The 17,523-nt window shown below is 70.1% G+C and carries 18 protein-coding genes; 5 read left to right on the forward strand and 13 right to left on the reverse strand.

The features are described 5' to 3' along the window. Positions 1-28: 28 nt before the first annotated feature. From BOSE46_RS10280 to glpX, 6 genes are all read right to left on the reverse strand, one after another. Positions 29-1,072 (reverse strand): sulfate/molybdate ABC transporter ATP-binding protein, encoded by a 1,044-nt coding sequence (locus BOSE46_RS10280; RefSeq protein WP_159540151.1) that lies wholly within the window; start codon positions 1,070-1,072, stop codon positions 29-31. Further along, entirely contained in the window at positions 1,069-1,857 is a 789-nt protein-coding gene (locus BOSE46_RS10285; protein WP_159540152.1) for an ABC transporter permease, read from the reverse strand. Before BOSE46_RS10285 ends, BOSE46_RS10280 begins: the two co-directional genes overlap by 4 nt. A gap of 1 nt (position 1,858) precedes the next feature. Continuing rightward, the gene (gene modA, locus BOSE46_RS10290) at positions 1,859-2,626 is read right to left on the reverse strand and encodes a molybdate ABC transporter substrate-binding protein (protein WP_159540153.1); all 768 of its coding nucleotides are present in this window, start codon (positions 2,624-2,626) and stop codon (positions 1,859-1,861) included. Further along, the gene (locus tag BOSE46_RS10295; protein ID WP_159540154.1) at positions 2,623-3,024 is read right to left on the reverse strand and encodes a molybdopterin-binding protein; all 402 of its coding nucleotides are present in this window, start codon (positions 3,022-3,024) and stop codon (positions 2,623-2,625) included. The genes modA and BOSE46_RS10295 overlap by 4 nt, the downstream gene beginning before the upstream one ends. A gap of 61 nt (positions 3,025-3,085) precedes the next feature. Beyond that, positions 3,086-3,985, reverse strand: coding sequence for an alpha/beta fold hydrolase (locus tag BOSE46_RS10300; protein ID WP_159540155.1), 900 nt, complete (start codon positions 3,983-3,985; stop codon positions 3,086-3,088). Positions 3,986-3,987: 2 nt separating this feature from the next. Next, positions 3,988-4,995 (reverse strand): class II fructose-bisphosphatase, encoded by a 1,008-nt coding sequence (gene glpX, locus BOSE46_RS10305; protein WP_236551714.1) that lies wholly within the window; start codon positions 4,993-4,995, stop codon positions 3,988-3,990. A 76-nt stretch (positions 4,996-5,071) separates the two neighbouring features. Here glpX and BOSE46_RS10310 point away from each other — a divergent pair, with 76 nt between their 5' ends. Beyond that, positions 5,072-5,599 carry a DUF4245 domain-containing protein gene (locus tag BOSE46_RS10310; protein ID WP_159540157.1) on the forward strand — a complete coding sequence of 176 codons (528 nt, stop codon included), beginning with the start codon at positions 5,072-5,074 and terminating at the stop codon, positions 5,597-5,599. Here the strand turns inward: BOSE46_RS10310 and BOSE46_RS10315 are convergent. The 3 genes from BOSE46_RS10315 to xseA are packed head-to-tail and all read right to left on the reverse strand — an operon-like array spanning position 5,596 to position 8,739. Continuing rightward, positions 5,596-7,221 (reverse strand): PD-(D/E)XK nuclease family protein, encoded by a 1,626-nt coding sequence (locus BOSE46_RS10315; protein ID WP_159540158.1) that lies wholly within the window; start codon positions 7,219-7,221, stop codon positions 5,596-5,598. The genes BOSE46_RS10310 and BOSE46_RS10315 overlap by 4 nt on opposite strands. A gap of 59 nt (positions 7,222-7,280) precedes the next feature. Beyond that, complete coding sequence (locus tag BOSE46_RS10320) at positions 7,281-7,508, reverse strand: exodeoxyribonuclease VII small subunit (protein WP_159540159.1); 228 nt, start codon at positions 7,506-7,508, stop codon at positions 7,281-7,283. Continuing rightward, the gene (gene xseA / locus BOSE46_RS10325) at positions 7,501-8,739 is read right to left on the reverse strand and encodes an exodeoxyribonuclease VII large subunit (protein WP_159540160.1); all 1,239 of its coding nucleotides are present in this window, start codon (positions 8,737-8,739) and stop codon (positions 7,501-7,503) included. The genes BOSE46_RS10320 and xseA overlap by 8 nt, the downstream gene beginning before the upstream one ends. A 45-nt stretch (positions 8,740-8,784) precedes the next feature. Here xseA and BOSE46_RS10330 point away from each other — a divergent pair, with 45 nt between their 5' ends. Then, positions 8,785-9,780, forward strand: coding sequence for a 4-hydroxy-3-methylbut-2-enyl diphosphate reductase (locus BOSE46_RS10330; protein ID WP_159540161.1), 996 nt, complete (start codon positions 8,785-8,787; stop codon positions 9,778-9,780). A 9-nt stretch (positions 9,781-9,789) separates the two neighbouring features. On the opposite strand, the gene ggt is transcribed toward BOSE46_RS10330, so the two are convergent. Both ggt and cax read right to left on the reverse strand, forming a co-directional pair. Next, positions 9,790-11,469: a gamma-glutamyltransferase gene (ggt, locus tag BOSE46_RS10335; protein WP_236551717.1), complete on the reverse strand. Its 1,680-nt coding sequence runs from the start codon at positions 11,467-11,469 to the stop codon at positions 9,790-9,792. Between the two features lie 560 nt (positions 11,470-12,029). After that, complete coding sequence (cax, locus tag BOSE46_RS10340) at positions 12,030-13,106, reverse strand: calcium/proton exchanger (RefSeq protein WP_159540163.1); 1,077 nt, start codon at positions 13,104-13,106, stop codon at positions 12,030-12,032. Positions 13,107-13,155: 49 nt separating this feature from the next. Here cax and BOSE46_RS10345 point away from each other — a divergent pair, with 49 nt between their 5' ends. Continuing rightward, positions 13,156-15,039: a Na+/H+ antiporter gene (locus BOSE46_RS10345; RefSeq protein ID WP_159540164.1), complete on the forward strand. Its 1,884-nt coding sequence runs from the start codon at positions 13,156-13,158 to the stop codon at positions 15,037-15,039. Positions 15,040-15,100: 61 nt separating this feature from the next. Here BOSE46_RS10345 and BOSE46_RS10350 read toward each other — a convergent pair whose 3' ends face one another. Beyond that, complete coding sequence (locus tag BOSE46_RS10350; RefSeq protein WP_159540165.1) at positions 15,101-15,523, reverse strand: DUF6542 domain-containing protein; 423 nt, start codon at positions 15,521-15,523, stop codon at positions 15,101-15,103. Positions 15,524-15,617: 94 nt separating this feature from the next. Between BOSE46_RS10350 and BOSE46_RS10355 the strand changes: the two genes are divergently transcribed. Further along, the gene (locus BOSE46_RS10355; RefSeq protein WP_159540166.1) at positions 15,618-16,169 is read left to right on the forward strand and encodes a GNAT family N-acetyltransferase; all 552 of its coding nucleotides are present in this window, start codon (positions 15,618-15,620) and stop codon (positions 16,167-16,169) included. Beyond that, on the forward strand, positions 16,156-16,680 hold the full coding sequence (locus BOSE46_RS10360; RefSeq protein WP_159540167.1) for a GNAT family N-acetyltransferase: 525 nt from the start codon (positions 16,156-16,158) through the stop codon (positions 16,678-16,680). Before BOSE46_RS10355 ends, BOSE46_RS10360 begins: the two co-directional genes overlap by 14 nt. On the opposite strand, the gene BOSE46_RS10365 is transcribed toward BOSE46_RS10360, so the two are convergent. Further along, entirely contained in the window at positions 16,665-17,510 is an 846-nt protein-coding gene (locus BOSE46_RS10365; protein ID WP_159540168.1) for an alpha/beta fold hydrolase, read from the reverse strand. The genes BOSE46_RS10360 and BOSE46_RS10365 overlap by 16 nt on opposite strands. Positions 17,511-17,523: the final 13 nt, after the last annotated feature.

The raw sequence follows: 17,523 nt of genomic DNA on the forward strand, positions 1-17,523 counted from the left end.
GTTCGTCACCGCGGCACGCCGTGACGGGTCATGCTCCGTAGATTGCCACCTCGCTGGCCTTGACCGCGAGGAACACCCCGGTCCCCGGTGCCAGGTCGAGCTCTGCGACGACGGGTGCCGTGACGTCGGCGCTGATGGCACCGGCCCGCACTCGTACCTGCGCACCTCGCGGCTCGAGCTCCGTGACGGTTGCGGCGATCACGTTGCGCGGGCTGCCGGTCGGTCGTTGCACGAAGATGCTGACCGCGGACGGGCTGAACACGGCCAGGGCTGTGGCGTCCGGTGCCAGGTCCTCGTCGGACAGACCGGACACGACCAGGCCCTCGGGCGTACGGACCGCTCCTCCGTCCACGCGGCCGCGAACCAGGTTCAGCCCCGCGATGCTCGCACCGAACGCGCTCCGCGGCCGCTCCAGCACCTCGCGGGTCGGACCCTGCTCGACGATGCGTCCGCCCTCCATGACGACGACACGGTCGGCCAGCAGCAGGGCGTCGAGGACGTCGTGCGTCACGATCACGGCGGTCCTGTCGGCGAGCACGCGCCTGAGCAGCTGCCTCACCGCCGGCACTACCGTGATGTCCAGGGCGGCCATCGGCTCGTCGAGCATCAGGAGTCTCGGCTCGGCGGCCAGGGCGCGGGCAACGGCGATGCGCTGCGCCTGCCCGCCGGAGAGCTCCGACGGCCTGCGATCGGCGAGGTCGGCGGCGTCGACCGCCTCGAGCCACGTCGCGGCGGTGGAGCGCGACTGCGATCGCGTACGCCCGGCGCTGCGCGGCCCGAACGCGACGTTGTCGACGACGCTGAGGTGCGGGAACAGCAACGGGTCCTGGGCCAGCAGCGCGACGCCTCGGGCATGCGCCGGTCGCCAAGCCGCGGAGGAAAGGTCGAACAACACGTCGTCGCCGAGCGTCGCCCGGCCGGAGTCGGGCCGCAGCACGCCGGCGATCGCCGCGAGGACCGTCGACTTGCCGGCGCCGTTGGGTCCGAGGATCGCGACGGTCTCGCCGGCCGCGACCTCGAGCGAGACGTCGACGTCGCGCTCGAGCACCGTTGCCTCGATGCGCATGCTCATGGCGCAGAGCTCCGCGCACCGCGTACGAGCCCGATGACCAGGACCGCGACGACGACCAGCAGCAACGAGAGGGCAACGGCAGCATCGGGATCGGTCTCGCGCTGCAGGTAGATCTCGAGCGGGAGCGTACGCGTGACGCCCTCCAGGCTGCCGGCGAACGTGATCGTCGCGCCGAACTCACCCAGTGCCCGGGCGAAGGACAGCACCGCTCCGGCGGCGAGCCCGGGCAGGACGAGCGGCAGCGTCACCCGGCGCAGCACCGTGGTCGGGCGCGCGCCGAGCGTCGCCGCGACGACCTCGTAGCGCTCACCGGCGGTCCGCAGCGTGCCCTCCAGGCTCACGACCATGAATGGCAGCGCCACGAACGTCTGCGCGATCACTACCGCAGTCGTGGAGAACGCGATCTGCAGGCCGAGCACGTCGATCGTCTCGCCGAGCAAGCCCTTGCGCCCGAACGTGTAGAGCAGTGCGATGCCGCCGACCACGGGCGGCAGCACGAGCGGCAGCAGCACGATCGACCGCACGAACGACTGCCCCCGGAAGGACGTACGTGCGAGGACCAGCGCCATCGGCACGCCCAGCACGACGCACAGCACGGTGCTGGCGGCGGACGTACGCAGGCTGAGCCACAAGGCTGCCTGCGACGAGTCCGAGCTGATCAGCGCGAAGAAGTGCGTCCACTCGACACGTGTGGCCAGCGCGGCAAGCGGGAGCACGATGAACGCGGCACCCAGGGCGGCCGGCAGCAGGACCCACCGCGGCACTCCTGCCTGCTCCGTCGTCACGTCACGGCTTCCCGAACCCGAACGCGGCCAGCACGGACTGCGCGTCGGGCCTGGCGAGGTAGTCGACGAAGTACGCCGCCAGGCTCTCGTCCTTCGCGTGCCTGACGGCAGCCACCGGGTACGTGTTGACGACCCTGCCGGCGTCGCGGAACGGCACGCCGTGCACCTTGCTGCCGGCCGCCTTGACGTCGGTCACGTAGACGAGCCCCGCATCGGCCTCACCCGAGATGACCTTGCCCAAGACGTCGGTGACGGACTGCTCCTCGCTGACCGGCTTGATGTCGACGCCGGTCACCTTCTCGACCTTGGCCGCGGCCGCACCGCACGGCACCTGGCTCGCGCAGAGCACGACCTTGACGTCAGGATCGGACAGGTCCTTCAACGATTCGATGTCCGCAGGATTGCCGGGCGGGGTGGCGATCTCGAGGGTGTTGGTCGCGAAGTCCTGAGCCTGGCCGCCGATCAGGTCGGCGTCCATGGCCTTGGTCATGTTGGCGGCGTCGGCGGACGCGAACACGTCGGCGGGTGCGCCCTGCTCGATCTGGGCGACGAGGTCGGCCGACCCGGCGAAGTTGAACTTCACCTTCACGCCGTGGGTGTCGTCCTCGAACCGCTTGCCGATCTCGGTGAACGCGCCCTGCAGCGACGCCGCCGCGAACACCGTCAGGGTCTTCTGCGGCGCAGAGTCGGAGTCACGCTCCGGCACATCTGGCTGGGAGCAGCCGGCCAGGGTGAGGAGTGCAGCGACGATCAGGGCGAGCCGTTTCATGAGGTGCTCTCCAGGGACTCGATGATGACGTTGGTGGACTTGATGACCGCCACGGCGACCGACCCGGGCTCGAGGCCGAGCTCGTCGACGGCTTCGCTGCTCATCAGTGACACGACCCGGAACGGCCCGCACTGCATCTCGACCTGCGCCATCACGGTGTCGGCCTTGACGGCGGTGACCAGGCCGACGAACCGGTTGCGGGCCGAGCTGGTCGAACCCGCGTCGTGCGTCGATGCCGCGTGAGACTTGGCGAACGTCGCGAGCTCGCTGCCCTCGATCGCCATGCGGCCGGACTCGTCGGGCACGGACGTCAGGCTGCCGGCGCTGACCCAGCGACGTACCGTGTCGTCGCTGACGCCGAGGAAGCGGGCAGCATCGGAGATCCGTACGTGCGACATGCCACGAACTCTAGGCCATCATCTGCGGCGACACAGACTCAAACAGCCCGCAGATGCGGAGTCAGCGAGAGACGGCGCGCTCCGCCGTGCGGACGATCGCCTCGACGTACGTGTCGTAGAGCTGCACGGGCAGGTCGTGGGCCAGCCCCGCGATCTCGATGTGCTCGGCCCCGGGCACGGCGTTGGCGACGGCCTTGCCGCCCGAGCGGTGCACGAGCGGATCGCTGAGGCCGTGGATCACCGTGACCGGCAGGTCGAGCTTCGCGAGGTCCTTGGTGCGGTCGGGCTGCGCCAGCACCGCCAGCATGTGCCGCGTCACCCCGCTCGCGGTCCAGCCCCGGTCGTACGTCTCGTAGGCGCGGGCCCGCGCCAGCTCCTCGTCACCCGGGAAGGCCGGCGACCCGAGGATCTCGGACGTACGCAGCGACCGCGCGACGTACGAGTCGCGGGTCGAGCCGGCCGACGACAGCAGCGCCGGGATGATGCGCGGGTTCTGCCAGCCGACGCGCCGGTTGCCCGTCGTCGACATGATCGACGTCATCGACATCGCGCGCTCGGGCCGGGCGATCGCCATGGTCTGCACGATCATGCCGCCCATCGAGACACCCACGAGGTGAACGCGCTCGATGCCCAGGTGGTCGAGCACGCCGAACGCGTCCTCGGCCAGGTCACCGATGCCGTACGGCGGCTTGCCGAGGCCCGCGAAGGCACGGACCAGGTCGAGCCGGCCGACCTCGTGCTGGCGCAGCTTGGTCGAGCGGCCGGTGTCGCGGTTGTCGTAGCGGATGACGAAGAAGCCGCGATCGGCGAGCCGCTCGCAGAAGTCCACGGACCACCAGCCCATGGGGCCGCCGAGGCCCATGACCAGCAGGATCGCGGGATCCTCGGCGTTGCCGAAGGTCTCGAAGCAGATGTCGATGCCGGACGGCAGCGACGCGAACTGTTCCCCCGACCGGTCCATGCTCAGGACTCGTAGTCGATCGTGGAGTACGCCTTGAGCTTGGCGAGCTGGTGCTCGCTCGTGATCTTGCGGATCGTGCCGCTGCGCGACCGCATGACGATCGACTCGGTGTACGCCTTGCCGGCGCCGTAGCGCACGCCGGCCATCAGCTCACCGTCGGTGATGCCGGTGGCGACGAAGAAGCAGTTGTCGGCGTTGACCAGGTCACCGGTGTAGAGCACCCGGTCGAGGTCGTGCCCGGCGTCGATGGCGCGCTGGCGCTCGTCGTCGTCGGTCGGCCACAGCCGGCCCTGGATCGTGCCGCCGATGGCCTTGATCGCACACGCCGTGATGATGCCCTCGGGCGTGCCGCCCACGCCGACCAGCAGGTCGACGCCGGTGTCGGGTCGAGCTGCGGTGATGCCGCCGGCGACGTCGCCGTCGATGATGAACTTGATGCGCGCGCCCGCAGCACGGATCTGGTCGACCAGGTCCTGGTGGCGGGGCCGGTCGAGCACGCAGACCGTGACGTCGTTGACCGAGATGCCCTTGGCCTTGGCGACCAGGGCGATGTTCTCGGCGACCGGCAGCCGGATGTCGACGACGTCCGCGGCCTCGGGCCCGGCGATGAGCTTCTCCATGTAGAACACGGCGGACGGGTCGTACATCGCACCCCGCGGTGCCACGGCCATGACCGATACGGCGTTGGGCAGGCTCTTGGCGGTCAGCGTCGTGCCGTCGATCGGGTCGACGGCGACATCGCAGTCGGGGCCGGTGCCGTCACCGACGTGCTCGCCGTTGAACAGCATCGGCGCTTCGTCCTTCTCGCCCTCGCCGATCACCACGACGCCGTTCATCTGCACGGTGTTGATCAGCGTGCGCATCGCGTTGACCGCGACGCCGTCGGCGCCGTTCTTGTCGCCACGGCCCACCCAGCGGCCGGCGGCCATGGCCCCGGCCTCGGTCACCCGGACCAGGTCGAGGGCGAGGTTGCGGTCGGGCGCCTGCGCGGCTGGCTGAAGGCTGTTCACGCGGTCATCGTACCCGCCGGTAGCGGCGTTGTGACCGGACGAGTTGTTGCCGATGCCGCCCCGTAAAGTTGCGGCAATGAGCACCCCACGGTCGAGCCGCGGCAATCCGTCGATGGGTGACATCGTCCGGTCCGTCGTCGTGATCGGCCTGATCATCATCGGCCTGTACGCGTTCGGGAAGCTCTTCACCGACAAGCCCGACACCCCGACCCGGGCCGTCGACTACGCCACGCTCACCGATCAGGCCCGGCCGGTCGCCGGTTTCGACCTGCTCGCCCCGACCAAGCTGCCTGACGGGTGGCACGCGAACGCCGCCACCCTCAACATCGACTGGTGGCACCTCGGCATCGTCAAGGGCGACCACGACTACATCGGGCTCGACCAGGTCAAGGACACCAGCGCCAAGCGGGCGATCGATCGTTTCGCCGACAGCAGCCGGGCGGACGGCAAGACCGACATCGGCGGCGAGACCTGGTCGGTGCGCAAGGGCCCGGACGACCGCACGACGTACGTCCGCACGCAGGGCGACGTCACGACGGTGGTCATCGGTACGCCCTCGCGCTCGGTGATCAAGGACTACATCGCGTCGCTGTCCACGTCCTAGAACGGCGCCGGCTCGTCGTCGACCGGTGCAGGTGAGCCCTCCACGGTTGCGAGCTCCTGGTTCTCGTACACCTGGCGGTCAGGGCACCACTGGCGTACGGGGCACCACGCGCAGTGCGCACCCGTGCGCGTGTGCCACTCGGCGTCGACGTGCCAGTCGCGGGCCGCTGCGGCGACGTCGGACCTGACCGACTCGGCCAGCCCCGGCTCCTCGAGGTCCCAGGCGTAGACCTCGCCGGTGTCAGGCGTCAGCACCTCGACCTCGACCGTTGCCGTCGTGCAGCCGTGCGCCTCGGCGACGCCGGCCGACAGCATCGACAGCAGGAACGGCACCTGCAGGTTGTCGGCATAGACGTCGTCGGCACCGCTGGCCGGCAAGGTCCGCGTGGTCTTGACCTCGCGGGCCACGAGCCGGTCGCCGATGCGGAACACCAGGTCGGGCTTCGTCACGGCGATGACCTCGGCGTCATGGTCGAAGCCGTGGATCGCGGTCTCGCTGGCGACGTACTCGACGCCGTCGGTGGCGAGCGGGCAGCTGGCGACGTGCTGGCGCAGGTAGGGATGGGAGATCGCGTAGTCCGCGGCGTCCATGACGGTCGCGGCGAGTCCGATGTCGCCTCCGGGTGCCGGCAGGTCGTCGTCGCTGCACCCGACGCCGCGGGCGTGTGCGGCCTCGAGCCACGTGTGCACCAGGAGGCCACGGGTCTGGGCGCCGGAGTACTCCTGGTCCTTGGGCAGGTTGAGGTCCGACGACAGCAGCCATTGGGCCGGGCAGCGCTGGTAGCGGTCGAGGCCGGACGGCGAGATGGACCTGGACGCGTAGCCCTTGATCGGCTGGCCGAGGACCTCCGGCACCGGGATCAGCGCGTCGCAGGCGCCGGCGATCTTGCAGCTCGCACACTCATAGCCCGGCACCGCCGTGCCGAGGTCGCCGAGACTGCCGGCAACGTGCTTGGCCTCGGCCGAGAAGGCGGCGTCAGCGTCGTCCGGCGTCCCGTCGAACAGCACCGCGATGCTGCCGTCGGCGGCGCCGATCTCGACGACGCGGATGCGTACGGGTGTGTCACGCGACGGGAACCCGGCGGCGACCTGGGCGGCGGTGCTGACCCACAGTAGGTCCTCGGGCGTCGGGTCGACGTGTGCGGTGCCGAGCCGGTAGCGCCGGACCTCGCGCACGCCGTCCTCGGTGCGGTAGAGCGGGCCCCACACCGTCAACGTACGTTCGACGGTGCCGATCGACGGGTCGCTCTGGAAGAGCTGCAGCGGCCCGATCTCGTCCTCGATGTCCCAGTGCGCCTCGAGGATGTTGGTCACGGCGACGGTCGCGTACGGCCGAAGGAGTCGGTGCACGCGTCGCCGGTCGAGCTCCTGCGCGATCCAGCCGGCCAGGTGCTGCGGGTCGTGCGCCCATTCCGACGAGTGCGCCGCGCGCAGCAGGTCGTTGACGATGCCGAGGACGAACGTCTTCTCCGAGCCGAACGAGCGGCGCCAGCGACGGGACTTCACGTCGGGCCGGATCTTGACGGCGAGGTGGCGCGGGCACGAGCCGGCCGACGCGATGTCGGTGGCGGAGACCTTGAGGATCGAGGGATCCCCGAACAGGTCGAGGGCGTCGATCGTCATGCCTGGCCCCCTATCCGCGTGGAGTCACGATGATAGGCCGCACGACGTCCGCCCGGAGGTCACTCGGCGGCGTCGTCCTCCGCGTCGAGGCCGGCCGCTGCGGCGAGGCGGCTGCGGGCCCCGTCGAGCCACTGCTGGCAGATGCCGGCCAGCACCTCGCCGCGCTCCCACAGGGCGATCGACTCGTCGAGGCTCGTGCCGCCGACCTCGAGCTTCTGCACGACGGAGATCAGCTCGTCGCGGGCCTGCTCGTAGGGGATCTCGGGAGTCGTCGGCGTTTCAGCCATGGTGGCCTTCCTTGTTCGGCGCAGTTTCCTTCGTCAGGGTGCGTACGCCCACGGTGCCGTCGGACACGCGGACCGTGAGCTCGTCGTCGGTGGCGACCTGGTCGATCGAGGCGACGACCGTGCCGTCTGCGAGCTGGGCGACGGCGTAGCCGCGCTCGAGGGTCGCCAGCGGTGACAAGGCGCGTACGCGGGCCAGGTGGTGCCCGACCTCGTCGTGCGCCCGGTCGAGCCGGTGACCCAGCGAGCGACGGGCCCGGTCGCGGGACTCGAGGATCAGGCCCTGCTCGGCGTCGACGAGGGTCGTGGGGTTGGCCAGGACCGGGCGCGAGCGGATCGCGGCAAGACCTTGGATCTCGCGCCCGAGGATCGCGCGGATCGCGTGCGACGAGCGCTGGCGCATCGCGGCGAGACCGGCAAGCTCCTCGCGCACGTCGGGCACGATGCGCTTGGCGGCGTCGGTGGGCGTCGAGGCGCGCAGGTCGGCGACCAGGTCGAGGATCGGGCTGTCGGGCTCGTGGCCGATCGCGCTGACGACCGCCGTCGTGCACGCGTGGACGGCGCGGATCAGGGCCTCGTCGGAGAACGGCAGCAGGTCCTCGACCGAGCCGCCGCCACGGGCGATCACGATGACGTCGACCGAGGCGTCGGCCTCGAGGTTCCTGAGGCAGCCCATGACGTCGAGCGCCGAGCCGTTGCCCTGCATCAGCGCGTGCCGGACCACGAAACGTACGTCGGGCCAGCGGAGCTGCGCGTTCTGGAGCACGTCGCGTTCGGCGGCGGAATTCTTGCCGGTGATCAGGCCGATGCCGCGGGGGAGGAGCGGCAGGGTCTTCTTGAACCGCGGGTCGAACAGGCCCTCGGCGGCCAGCAGCTGCTTGCGGCGTTCGAGCTGGGCCAGCAGCTGGCCCTCGCCCTGCGGCCGGATCTCGCGCAGCTCGAGGGCGAGCTGGCCGCGCGGGAGGTAGAACGACGGCTTGGCGTGCGCGATGACCCGAGAGCCCTCGGTGATCGGCGTGGGGGAGGCGTCGAGGATGCTCGCGTGGCAGGTCGCGTCGATCGAGATCTTGGCGACGAGGTCGCGCAGCGTGAGGAAGCAGACGCCCTGGCGGCGAGTCAGCTGGGCGATCTCGGCCTCGACCCAGACCGCGCCGAGCCGGCCGATGTAGCCGTCGATGAGCTGGGAGATCTGACGCAGCGGCGCGGGGGTGTCCGCGGTCGTCTCCAGAGCCATACCGACACCCTAGGGTGCTGGGCGGACACCGTTAGACTCGTCCACATGTCTTCCACGATCGAGCTCGGCATGCCCCCCGTCGGAGGCAGCGTGCTGCTGGCCGACCCGCGCGGCTACTGCGCAGGCGTCGACCGCGCCGTGATCACGGTGGAGAAGGCGCTCGACCTCTACGGCGCACCGGTCTACGTACGCAAGGAGATCGTGCACAACAAGCACGTCGTCAACAACCTGCGTGACCGCGGCGCGATCTTCGTCGAGGAGCTCGACGAGGTGCCCGAGGGTGCGACTGTGGTGTTCTCGGCGCACGGCGTCTCGCCGATGGTTCACGCCGAGGCCGCCGAGCGCAGCCTCAAGACGATCGACGCGACCTGCCCGCTGGTCACCAAGGTGCACCACGAGGCACGGCGCTTCGCCAGCGAGGGCTACCGCATCCTGCTGATCGGGCACGAGGGACACGAAGAGGTCGAGGGCACCGCCGGCGAGGCGCCCGACCACATCACGCTCGTGCAGACGCCCGACGACGTCGACGCCCTCGAGTTCCCCGAGGGCACCCGGCTGTCGTGGCTGTCGCAGACCACGCTCAGCGTCGACGAGACGATGGAGACCGTACGCCGGCTGCGCGAGAAGTTCCCGCAGCTGGAGGACCCGCCCAGCGATGACATCTGCTACGCCACCCAGAACCGCCAGGTCGCGGTCAAGGAGATCGCCAAGAACGCCGATCTCGTGATCGTCGTCGGCTCGGCCAACTCCTCCAACTCCGTACGCCTCGTCGAGGTCGCCCTCGAGGCCGGCGCCAAGGCGTCCTACCGCATCGACGACATCTCCGAGATCGACGAGCGTTGGCTCGACGGCGTCGAGAACGTCGGCGTCACGTCAGGCGCGTCGGTGCCGGACGACCTGGTGCAGGAGGTGCTGGGCTACCTGGCCGAGCGCGGCCACCCGGGCGCCGAGGCCGTACGCACGGCCGACGAGAGCCTGATCTTCGCCCTGCCGCCCGAGCTCCGCCGCGACATGAAGGCCGCCGCCCAAGCCTCGAACTGACACGGCGACTCAGTGCCGGCTCGGCCACACCACCAGGCCTGAGCCGCCGCCTCGGCGCTTCGGCTCCGCAGCAGCCGTGAGCTTGCCGTGGCGGCCGACCTCGATCGTCGCCGCAGCGCCGATCTCCGCCGCGGAGGTGAACTGGTCGCCCGACGGCGTCAGCTTCTGACCGTACGGCGCCAGCAGGTCCTCGTACGCCTGGATAAATTCCGGCTCCGCGGGCGTCGTGGCGGCATTGCGCTGCGAGGCACGCGGCGCTGCGACGGCTTCGGGCAGCGTCATGCCGAGGTCGATCCGGTTGAGCAGGATCTGCAGCACCGTCGTGATGATCGTCGCGCCGCCCGGCGACCCGACGACGTACTTGACCTTGCCGTTCTTGAGCACGATCGTCGGCGACATCGACGAGCGCGGGCGCTTGCCCGGCTCGATGCGGTTGGGGTCCTTGGCGTCGTACACCGCGCTGAAGTCGGTCAGCTCGTTGTTGAGCAGGAACCCGCGGCCGGGCACGGTCATCGCCGAGCCACCGGTCTGCTCGATGGTCAGCGTGTACGCCGCGGCGTTGCCCCACTTGTCGACGACCGAGAGGTGTGTCGTCGAGACGTTCTCGGTGTCGGGCTTCTCCTCGTGCGTCGCCGTCGCGCAGCCCTGGCCGTCGAGCGCACCGGGCTGGACCGGACGCGCCGACGCACGGTCGGGGTCGATCGTGCACGCCCGTGAGTCGGCGAACTTCTGGCTGAGCAGCGTCTTGGTCGGCACGTCGACGTACGCCGGATCGCCGACGTACGCGCCACGGTCCGCGAACGCCCGGGCTGACGCCTCGAGGTAGAGGTGCAGGCTCTGGGCCAGCTTGGAGCCGCCGCCGAGGCGGTAGTTCTCCAGGATGTTGAGCGCCTCGCCGACCGACGTGCCGCCGGATGACGACGGCGCCATGCCGTAGACGTCGAGTCCGCGGTAGCTCACCTTCGTCGGCTCCTGCTCCTTGACCCGGTACGCCGCGATGTCTCCCGCCGTCATCGACCCGGCCGGAGCCGGCAGCGTCGAAGCCGGGTCCTTGCGCGGGTGCTGCACGACGTCGGCGATCTCGGCGGCCAGCGGTCCGCGGTAGAACGCGTCGGGTCCGCGCTTCGCGATCTGGGCCAGGGTGCTGGCGAGCTCGGGATTGCGGAACCGGGTGCCGACCTGGGGCGCGTCACCGCCGGGCAGGAACAGCTTGGCCGTGTCGGGGAACGCGGCGAACCGCGTCTTGTTGTCGAGCGTCTGGTTGCGGAACGTGTCGTCGACGACGAATCCCTTGCGGGCGAGCTCGATCGACCGTGCGAGCGTACGGGCGAGGGAGCGGGTGCCGAACCGCTTGAGCGCCGAGTCCCAGGTCGCGAGCGTGCCGGGCACGCCGACGGCGACGCCGGACGAGACGAGCTGGGGAGTGAAGGCGTACGGGCTGCCGGTCGCCGGGTCGATGAACGCGTCGTGGGTGATGCCGGCGGGCGCCGTCTCGCGGCCGTCGATCGTGCTGACCTTGTGGCTGCGGGCGTCGTAGTAGACGAAGTATCCGCCACCGCCGATGCCGGCGCTGTAGGGCTCCGCGACACCGAGCGCCGAGGCCGTGGCGACCGCTGCGTCGGCGGCGTTGCCGCCCTTGCGCAGCACCTCGAGCCCGATGCGGCTGGCGTTGGCGTCGACGGACGACACGGCACCGCCGTACCCGTACGAGGTGGACCCGCTGCCCTTGGCGGAGCTGGGTGACGCGGATGCAACGAGTGAGCCAGCTGCAAGAGCAGCTGCAAGGCCAACCCCGAGTCGGCGCAATGTGCTGATGGACATACCCATGCTTCCCCCCGGAAGACAGCCAGTGATGTCCCACCAACGTAAGCCCGAGTGAGCCAACCCGCGACCCCATCGGCCCCTAATGAGGCCGCCCGCGGCCGAATGTGAGCGAAGCGAAGGGGCGTCACGTAAGCAAGCCCCTTCGCTCCGCTCACGCCCTCGTTCCTCGGGCTAGGGGGCCGGTGGGGGAAGGTGATCGACTCGCGACGCGAGATGAGGCCCGAGCGAAGCTGGGGGCACCCCCACGAGCTCTGCGAGTAGGGGGCGGGAAGGGTGGTCTGCGAGCTTGCGAGCAGACGCTCGCGGAGCGAGCACGGCGACGAAGTGACCACGTCGCAACGCAGGCTGACACCCGAGCGAAGCGAGGGAAGGCTTCCTGGGCGGAGCCCAGGCCGCGACGGAGTCGCGGGCGCGGCGAAGCCGCGCTAGCCCCACCAGAAGGCCGTCGCCACGATGAAATACAACGCAATCAGCGACGCACCCTCCAGCCAGTTGGACTCGCCGTCGATCGTGATGACCGTCGCCAGCACCACCGACAGCAGCAGGCACGCGACTAGGAGCGGGCTGAACACCAAGGTCAGGGTCGAGAGCCCGAACGCGACGCTGATCAGCACCAGCGCCGGCGCGAGCACCAGGGCGATCTGGATCGGGCTGTTGAGGATCACCGCGAATGCGTACTCGGACTGGCCCTTGGCGGCGAGCTGCACGCCGACGATGTTCTCGATCGCGTTGCCGGCGATCGCGACGACCACGAGGCCGGCGAACACCTGCGACACGTCGAGCGACTCCATCGCGGGCTCGAGCGCGTCGACGAACCAGTCGGAGACGAAGGCCGCGAGGGCGCTCGCCAGCGCCAGCAGGCCGATCGCCAGGCCGACGGGCCAGCGTGGCGCTTCGGCGTGCGGGTCAGCAGCCGCTGAGCCCCGCTTGAGTGACGCCGGGAGAGACAGCGCGAACAGCACCAGCAGCACCACCGCGACGATGATCGAGAACGCCTTCTCGTGCGCGACCGCAGGCGTGTGCAGTCCGTGCGCGAGCGACGGGATGGCCATCGCCGAGACGGACAGCAGCATCAGGACCGCGATCGTCCGGGCGCGCTCGGAGTCGAGCCGCTGCGTGCCGTGCTTGAGGCCGCCGACGAGGAATGCCAGCCCGAGCACGAACAGCAGGTTGGCCAGCACCGAGCCGATCAGAGCAGCCTTGACGACGTCGACCAGCCCGGCGCGCAGCGCGAAGATGCAGATGAAGAGCTCTGGCAGGTTGCCGAGCGCCGACTGCAGCACCCCGGTGGCGCCGGGGCCGAACCGGTCACCGAGCTGCTCGACGCTGCGCCCGACCAGCGTTGCCAGCAGCGTCACCGCGACGGCGGAGACGATGAACGCGGCGACGGCGGTCCAGTCGGCGTAGTGCGCGATGCCGGCCAGTACGACCATCAGGGCACCGCCGCCCAGCACGATCAGGTCAGAGCGGATGAAGGTCGAAGAGGTTGCCTGGCTGCTCATGGACTGATCGTGTCAGATCTCCGCTGGAGCGCACTGAGAGAATGGTCGGGTGCACACCGCCCTGACGCTCGTGACCCTGCTGGCCATCGTCGTCGCGGTCAGCGCCGCCGCCGGCCGGCTCAAGCTGTCGGCCCCCCTGGTCCTGATCGTCGTGGGCATCGCGGGGTCCTACCTCGACTTCGTGCCCGACTTCGAGCTGACGCCCGAGATCGTCCTGATCGGCCTGCTGCCGCCCCTCCTGTATGCCGCGTCGATTCGCACGTCGCTGCTCGACTTCCAGACGTACCGGCGGCCGATCGCGCTCCTGAGCGTGGGGCTGGTGCTGTTCACCACGGTCGGCGTCGGCCTGGTCGTCTGGGCGATGCTGGACGTCAAGCTGGCGGTGGGCTTCGCGCTCGGCGCCGTCGTGGCACCACCGGACGCCGTCGCCGCGACTGCGATCGCCAGGCGGGTCGGCCTGCCGAGGCGGGTCATCACGATCCTCGAGGGCGAGAGCCTGGTCAACGACGCGACGGCGATCGTCACCCTGCGCACCTCGATCGCCGCGATCTCCGGCACGGTCAGCGTCTGGCAGGTCGGCGGCGGCTTCCTCGTCTCGGCCGTCGGCGGTGTGCTGATCGGCCTCGCGGTGGCGTTCGTCATCGGCCACATCCGCAAGCTCATCCAGGACGACGTCACGGACGTCGCGGTGTCGCTGCTGACGCCGTGGATCGCCTATCTCCCGGCCGAGGAGATCCACATCCACGGCCTCGACTCGCAGCCCTCCGGCGTGCTGGCGGTCGTGGTCGCCGGCGTGGTGCTCGGGCACAAGTCGCCGCGCATCCAGTCGGCGTCGTCGCGGCTGTTCGAGCGCACCAACTGGACCACCATCTCGTACGTCCTGGAGAACGCCGTCTTCCTGCTGATCGGCCTGCAGATCAAGTCGATCGTCAACGACCTCAGCAACAGCGACCTGTCGACCGCGCGCATCACGTGGTCGTGCATCGCGGTGCTCGTGACGGTCATCGTGCTGCGCATCATCTGGGTGTTCCCGGCGACCTACCTCCCGCGGATGATCCCCAGGATCGCCGCTGCCGAGGCGCGGCCCACACCGCAGGCCGCGTTCCTTGTCGCGTGGACCGGCATGCGCGGGGTCGTGACGCTGGCGGCGGTGTTCCTGCTGCCGGAGGACACCCCAGAGCGGGAGGTCCTGGTGCTGATGGCGTTCGTCGTCACGGTGGGCACCCTGCTGATCCAGGGGCTGACGATTCCGGCGTTCGTGCGCTGGCTCAAGGTGCCCGGCCCCGACCTCCAGGAGGACCATCTCCAGGAGGCCACGGTGCTGCAGTCGGTCACGGATGCCGGCATGGCCTACCTCGACGACGAGGCCCACAACGGTGTCTCCGATGCCGTCATGCACCGGCTACGTGAGCGCGCCATCGACCGTACGAACGCCGTGTGGGAGCGGCTCGGCGGCGCGGAGACCCCGAGCGCGCAGTACTCCCGCATCCGCGGCGAGATGATCAAGCGTGAGCGCGACGAGCTGCTGCGCATCCGCCAGCTCGGCACGGTCGACCAGGTCGTGCTGGCCCAGGTCATGAACGCGCTCGACGTCGAGGAGTCGATCCTCGACGTGGCCTCCCAGGACGAGTCGACGGCGGACCGCGAGGAGGACCTGCGGCCGTCAGACCCCGGCGCGCCGTGCGAGCACCTGGCGAACGCCTGCTCGTTGCCCAACCCGGTGACGCCCACGGGCTGCGAGGAGTGCCTCGCCGAGGGCGGCGACTGGGTGCACCTGCGGCTCTGCATGGATTGCGGTCACGTCGGGTGCTGCGACTCGTCGGTGGGCAAGCACGCCTCGGCGCACTACGAGGAGACCGGCCACCCGGTCATCCGCAGCTTCGAGCCGGGCGAGGCATGGCGCTGGTGCTTCATCGACCAGGCCAACGGCTGACCCAACCCGGTGGTTGAGGTGCGGAGGCCGCCTGCGGCCGTAGCCTCGAAACCACGTACGCTCAGCGGTCGCGGTCGGCCAGGATGCGCAGGGCGATGATGCCGAGTGCGAGGCCGTGCCCGATCACGAGCGTCAGGCCGTGGTCGATGACGGTCGCGATGAACCGACCGATCAGCCCGACATCCTTGGCCAGCCCGTCGACGTGGATCGCCGACGACCGGAACATGCAGACCAGCAGGAGGCTGCCGATCAGCAGCGCCGGAGGAAGCACGCCGGCGGAGAACAACGAACGTACGTCGACAGCCAGCGGCACCGTCACGGCGATCAGCACGAAGCCGACGGAGAACAGCAGCCCGAGTCGGCCGTCCCCAAGGTCGAGGCCGATCACGACAGCCATCGCGAAGCACGCAGCGACGATCGCCTGGCGGGCGCTGAGATCGCGTCGGGCCATGGCTGCGGGTGTGCGGGACACCGCCTGCGACATGCTTCTGACGGTAGTTCACTGCCATGACAAGAACCCGGCATTGCGGTGGGTGTCGCCCCGACGGCCCTTCGTCCCCGCCTGATAGAACCGAGACGTGGACGCAACGATCGAGACCGCCCGCCTGATCCTCCGCCCGTACGCCGACAGCGACGCCGACCGCATCCTCGACATCCACAGCCGCCTCGAGGTCATCCGCTGGCTCGGCAACCCGCCGTTCGTGCCGATGGCGTCGCGCGACGAGGCGCTCGTACGCATGAAGGAGTGGCGTGAGCGCGACGCCCAGGGGGAGCACACCGTGCACCTGGCGATCGAGCCGCGTGAGACCGGCGTGCTGGCCGGGGGAGTGGCGATGACGCCGCTGCCCGAGGACCCCGAGGGTCGCTACGAGGTCGGCTGGCACCTGCACCCGGATGCTGCGGGCCACGGCTATGCGAGCGAGGGTGCCACGGCGCTGCTCGACGCTGCGTTCGCGAACGGCCTCGACGAGGTCTGGTGCACGATGTATCCCGACAACGAGGCCTCGGCCCGCGTCGCCCAGCGCATCGGGCTCACCGACCTGGGGATCCTGCCGGACCGTTGGTACGGCGGCGACTCCCACCTGTTCCACATGACCCGAGAAGGATGGCTGGCACGTGATCGAGACTGAGCGGCTGACGCTGCGGCACTTCACCCCCGACGACGCGGACTTCCTCTACGACGTCTTCCGCCGGCCCGAGGTGGCCCGGTGGAGCGGTGAGGGCGAACCCATGGCCGACCGCGACGCGGCACTCAGGCACATCGCGGGCCAGCCCAAGCGCGCCGGCGACCACCCGGCCGCCGGCATCTTCCACGTCAGCGTCACAGCGACCGGCACCCCGGCAGGCCTGGTCCTGTTCGCGCCGCTGCCGTCCAGCGAGGGTGTCGGCCGCGACGACATGGAGGTCGGCTGGCACTTCCACCCCGACGCGTGGGGCCACGGCTATGCCACCGAGGCGGCGCAGGCGCTCGTCGACCGCGGGTTCGCCGCCGGACTGGCCGAGATCTATGCCGTGACCCACCCGGACAACGTTGCCTCCCAGGCCGTCTGCCGGCGACTCGGCATGACGGATCTGGGCCTGAGGTCGGAGTGGTACGACGTGGAGCTCCGCGCGTTTCGCCTCGATCACCCGGGCGAGTAGGACATCGTCCGGATCTCGTCGGCGACCCGCTCCGGCTCGTCGAGCGGCACGAACGTACGTCCGCCGTCGACCTCCACGAGCTCGGCGTTGTCGCCGAAGGCCTCGCGCAGGCGTTGACCGTCGGCGAGCTTGAAGAACCGGTCGGCGTTGCCCCACACCAGGCGTACGGGCTTGCCGAACGTGTTGAGCCGGGTCGAGACGTCGAGCAGGTCGGCCGGCTTGACCTTGCGGAGGAACTTCGAGGTGTCGCGGCGCACTGCGGTGTCTCGCAGGCACGGCGTGATCCAGCGGGTGGTCAGCGTCGGGTCGAGCGGCTTGGCGACGAGCCCGCCGTAACCCAGCATCGAGTGCCGCAGCATCCGCGGCCGCATCGACGCCATCATCGTGCGCAGGCGCATGGGGCTCCGGCCGACCTTGAACAGCACCTCGAACGGCGGGGGCGGGAACTTGTCGAACGCGTCGCAGTTGGTCAGCACGAGCCGGCCGATGCGGGAGTGGTCGGTGTCGATGAGGAACTGGCACAGCGCGCCACCGGTGTCGTTGCCCACGAGGGTCACGTCGGTGAGGTCGAGCGCGGCGATGAAGTCGTTGATCAGCCGCGCCACGTCCTGAGGGGAGAGGTCGGCGTCGAGTGCGATCGGGTGCGACCCGAGCGGCAGGTCGGGAGCGTACGACCGGATGCCCTGTGCGGCGAGCGCGTCGGCGACACCGGTCCACAGCTCGTGGTTGACCAGGAATCCGTGGACGAACACCACCGGCGGCGCCGCGCTGTCGTCCGGTCCGGCGACCCGGTAGTGGACGTGGCCGAACGGTGTGTCGATGGTCGCCATGATTCTCCTCGAT

The sequence above is a fragment of the Aeromicrobium sp. 9AM genome, assembly GCF_902506105.1.
Lineage (GTDB): Bacteria > Actinomycetota > Actinomycetes > Propionibacteriales > Nocardioidaceae > Aeromicrobium.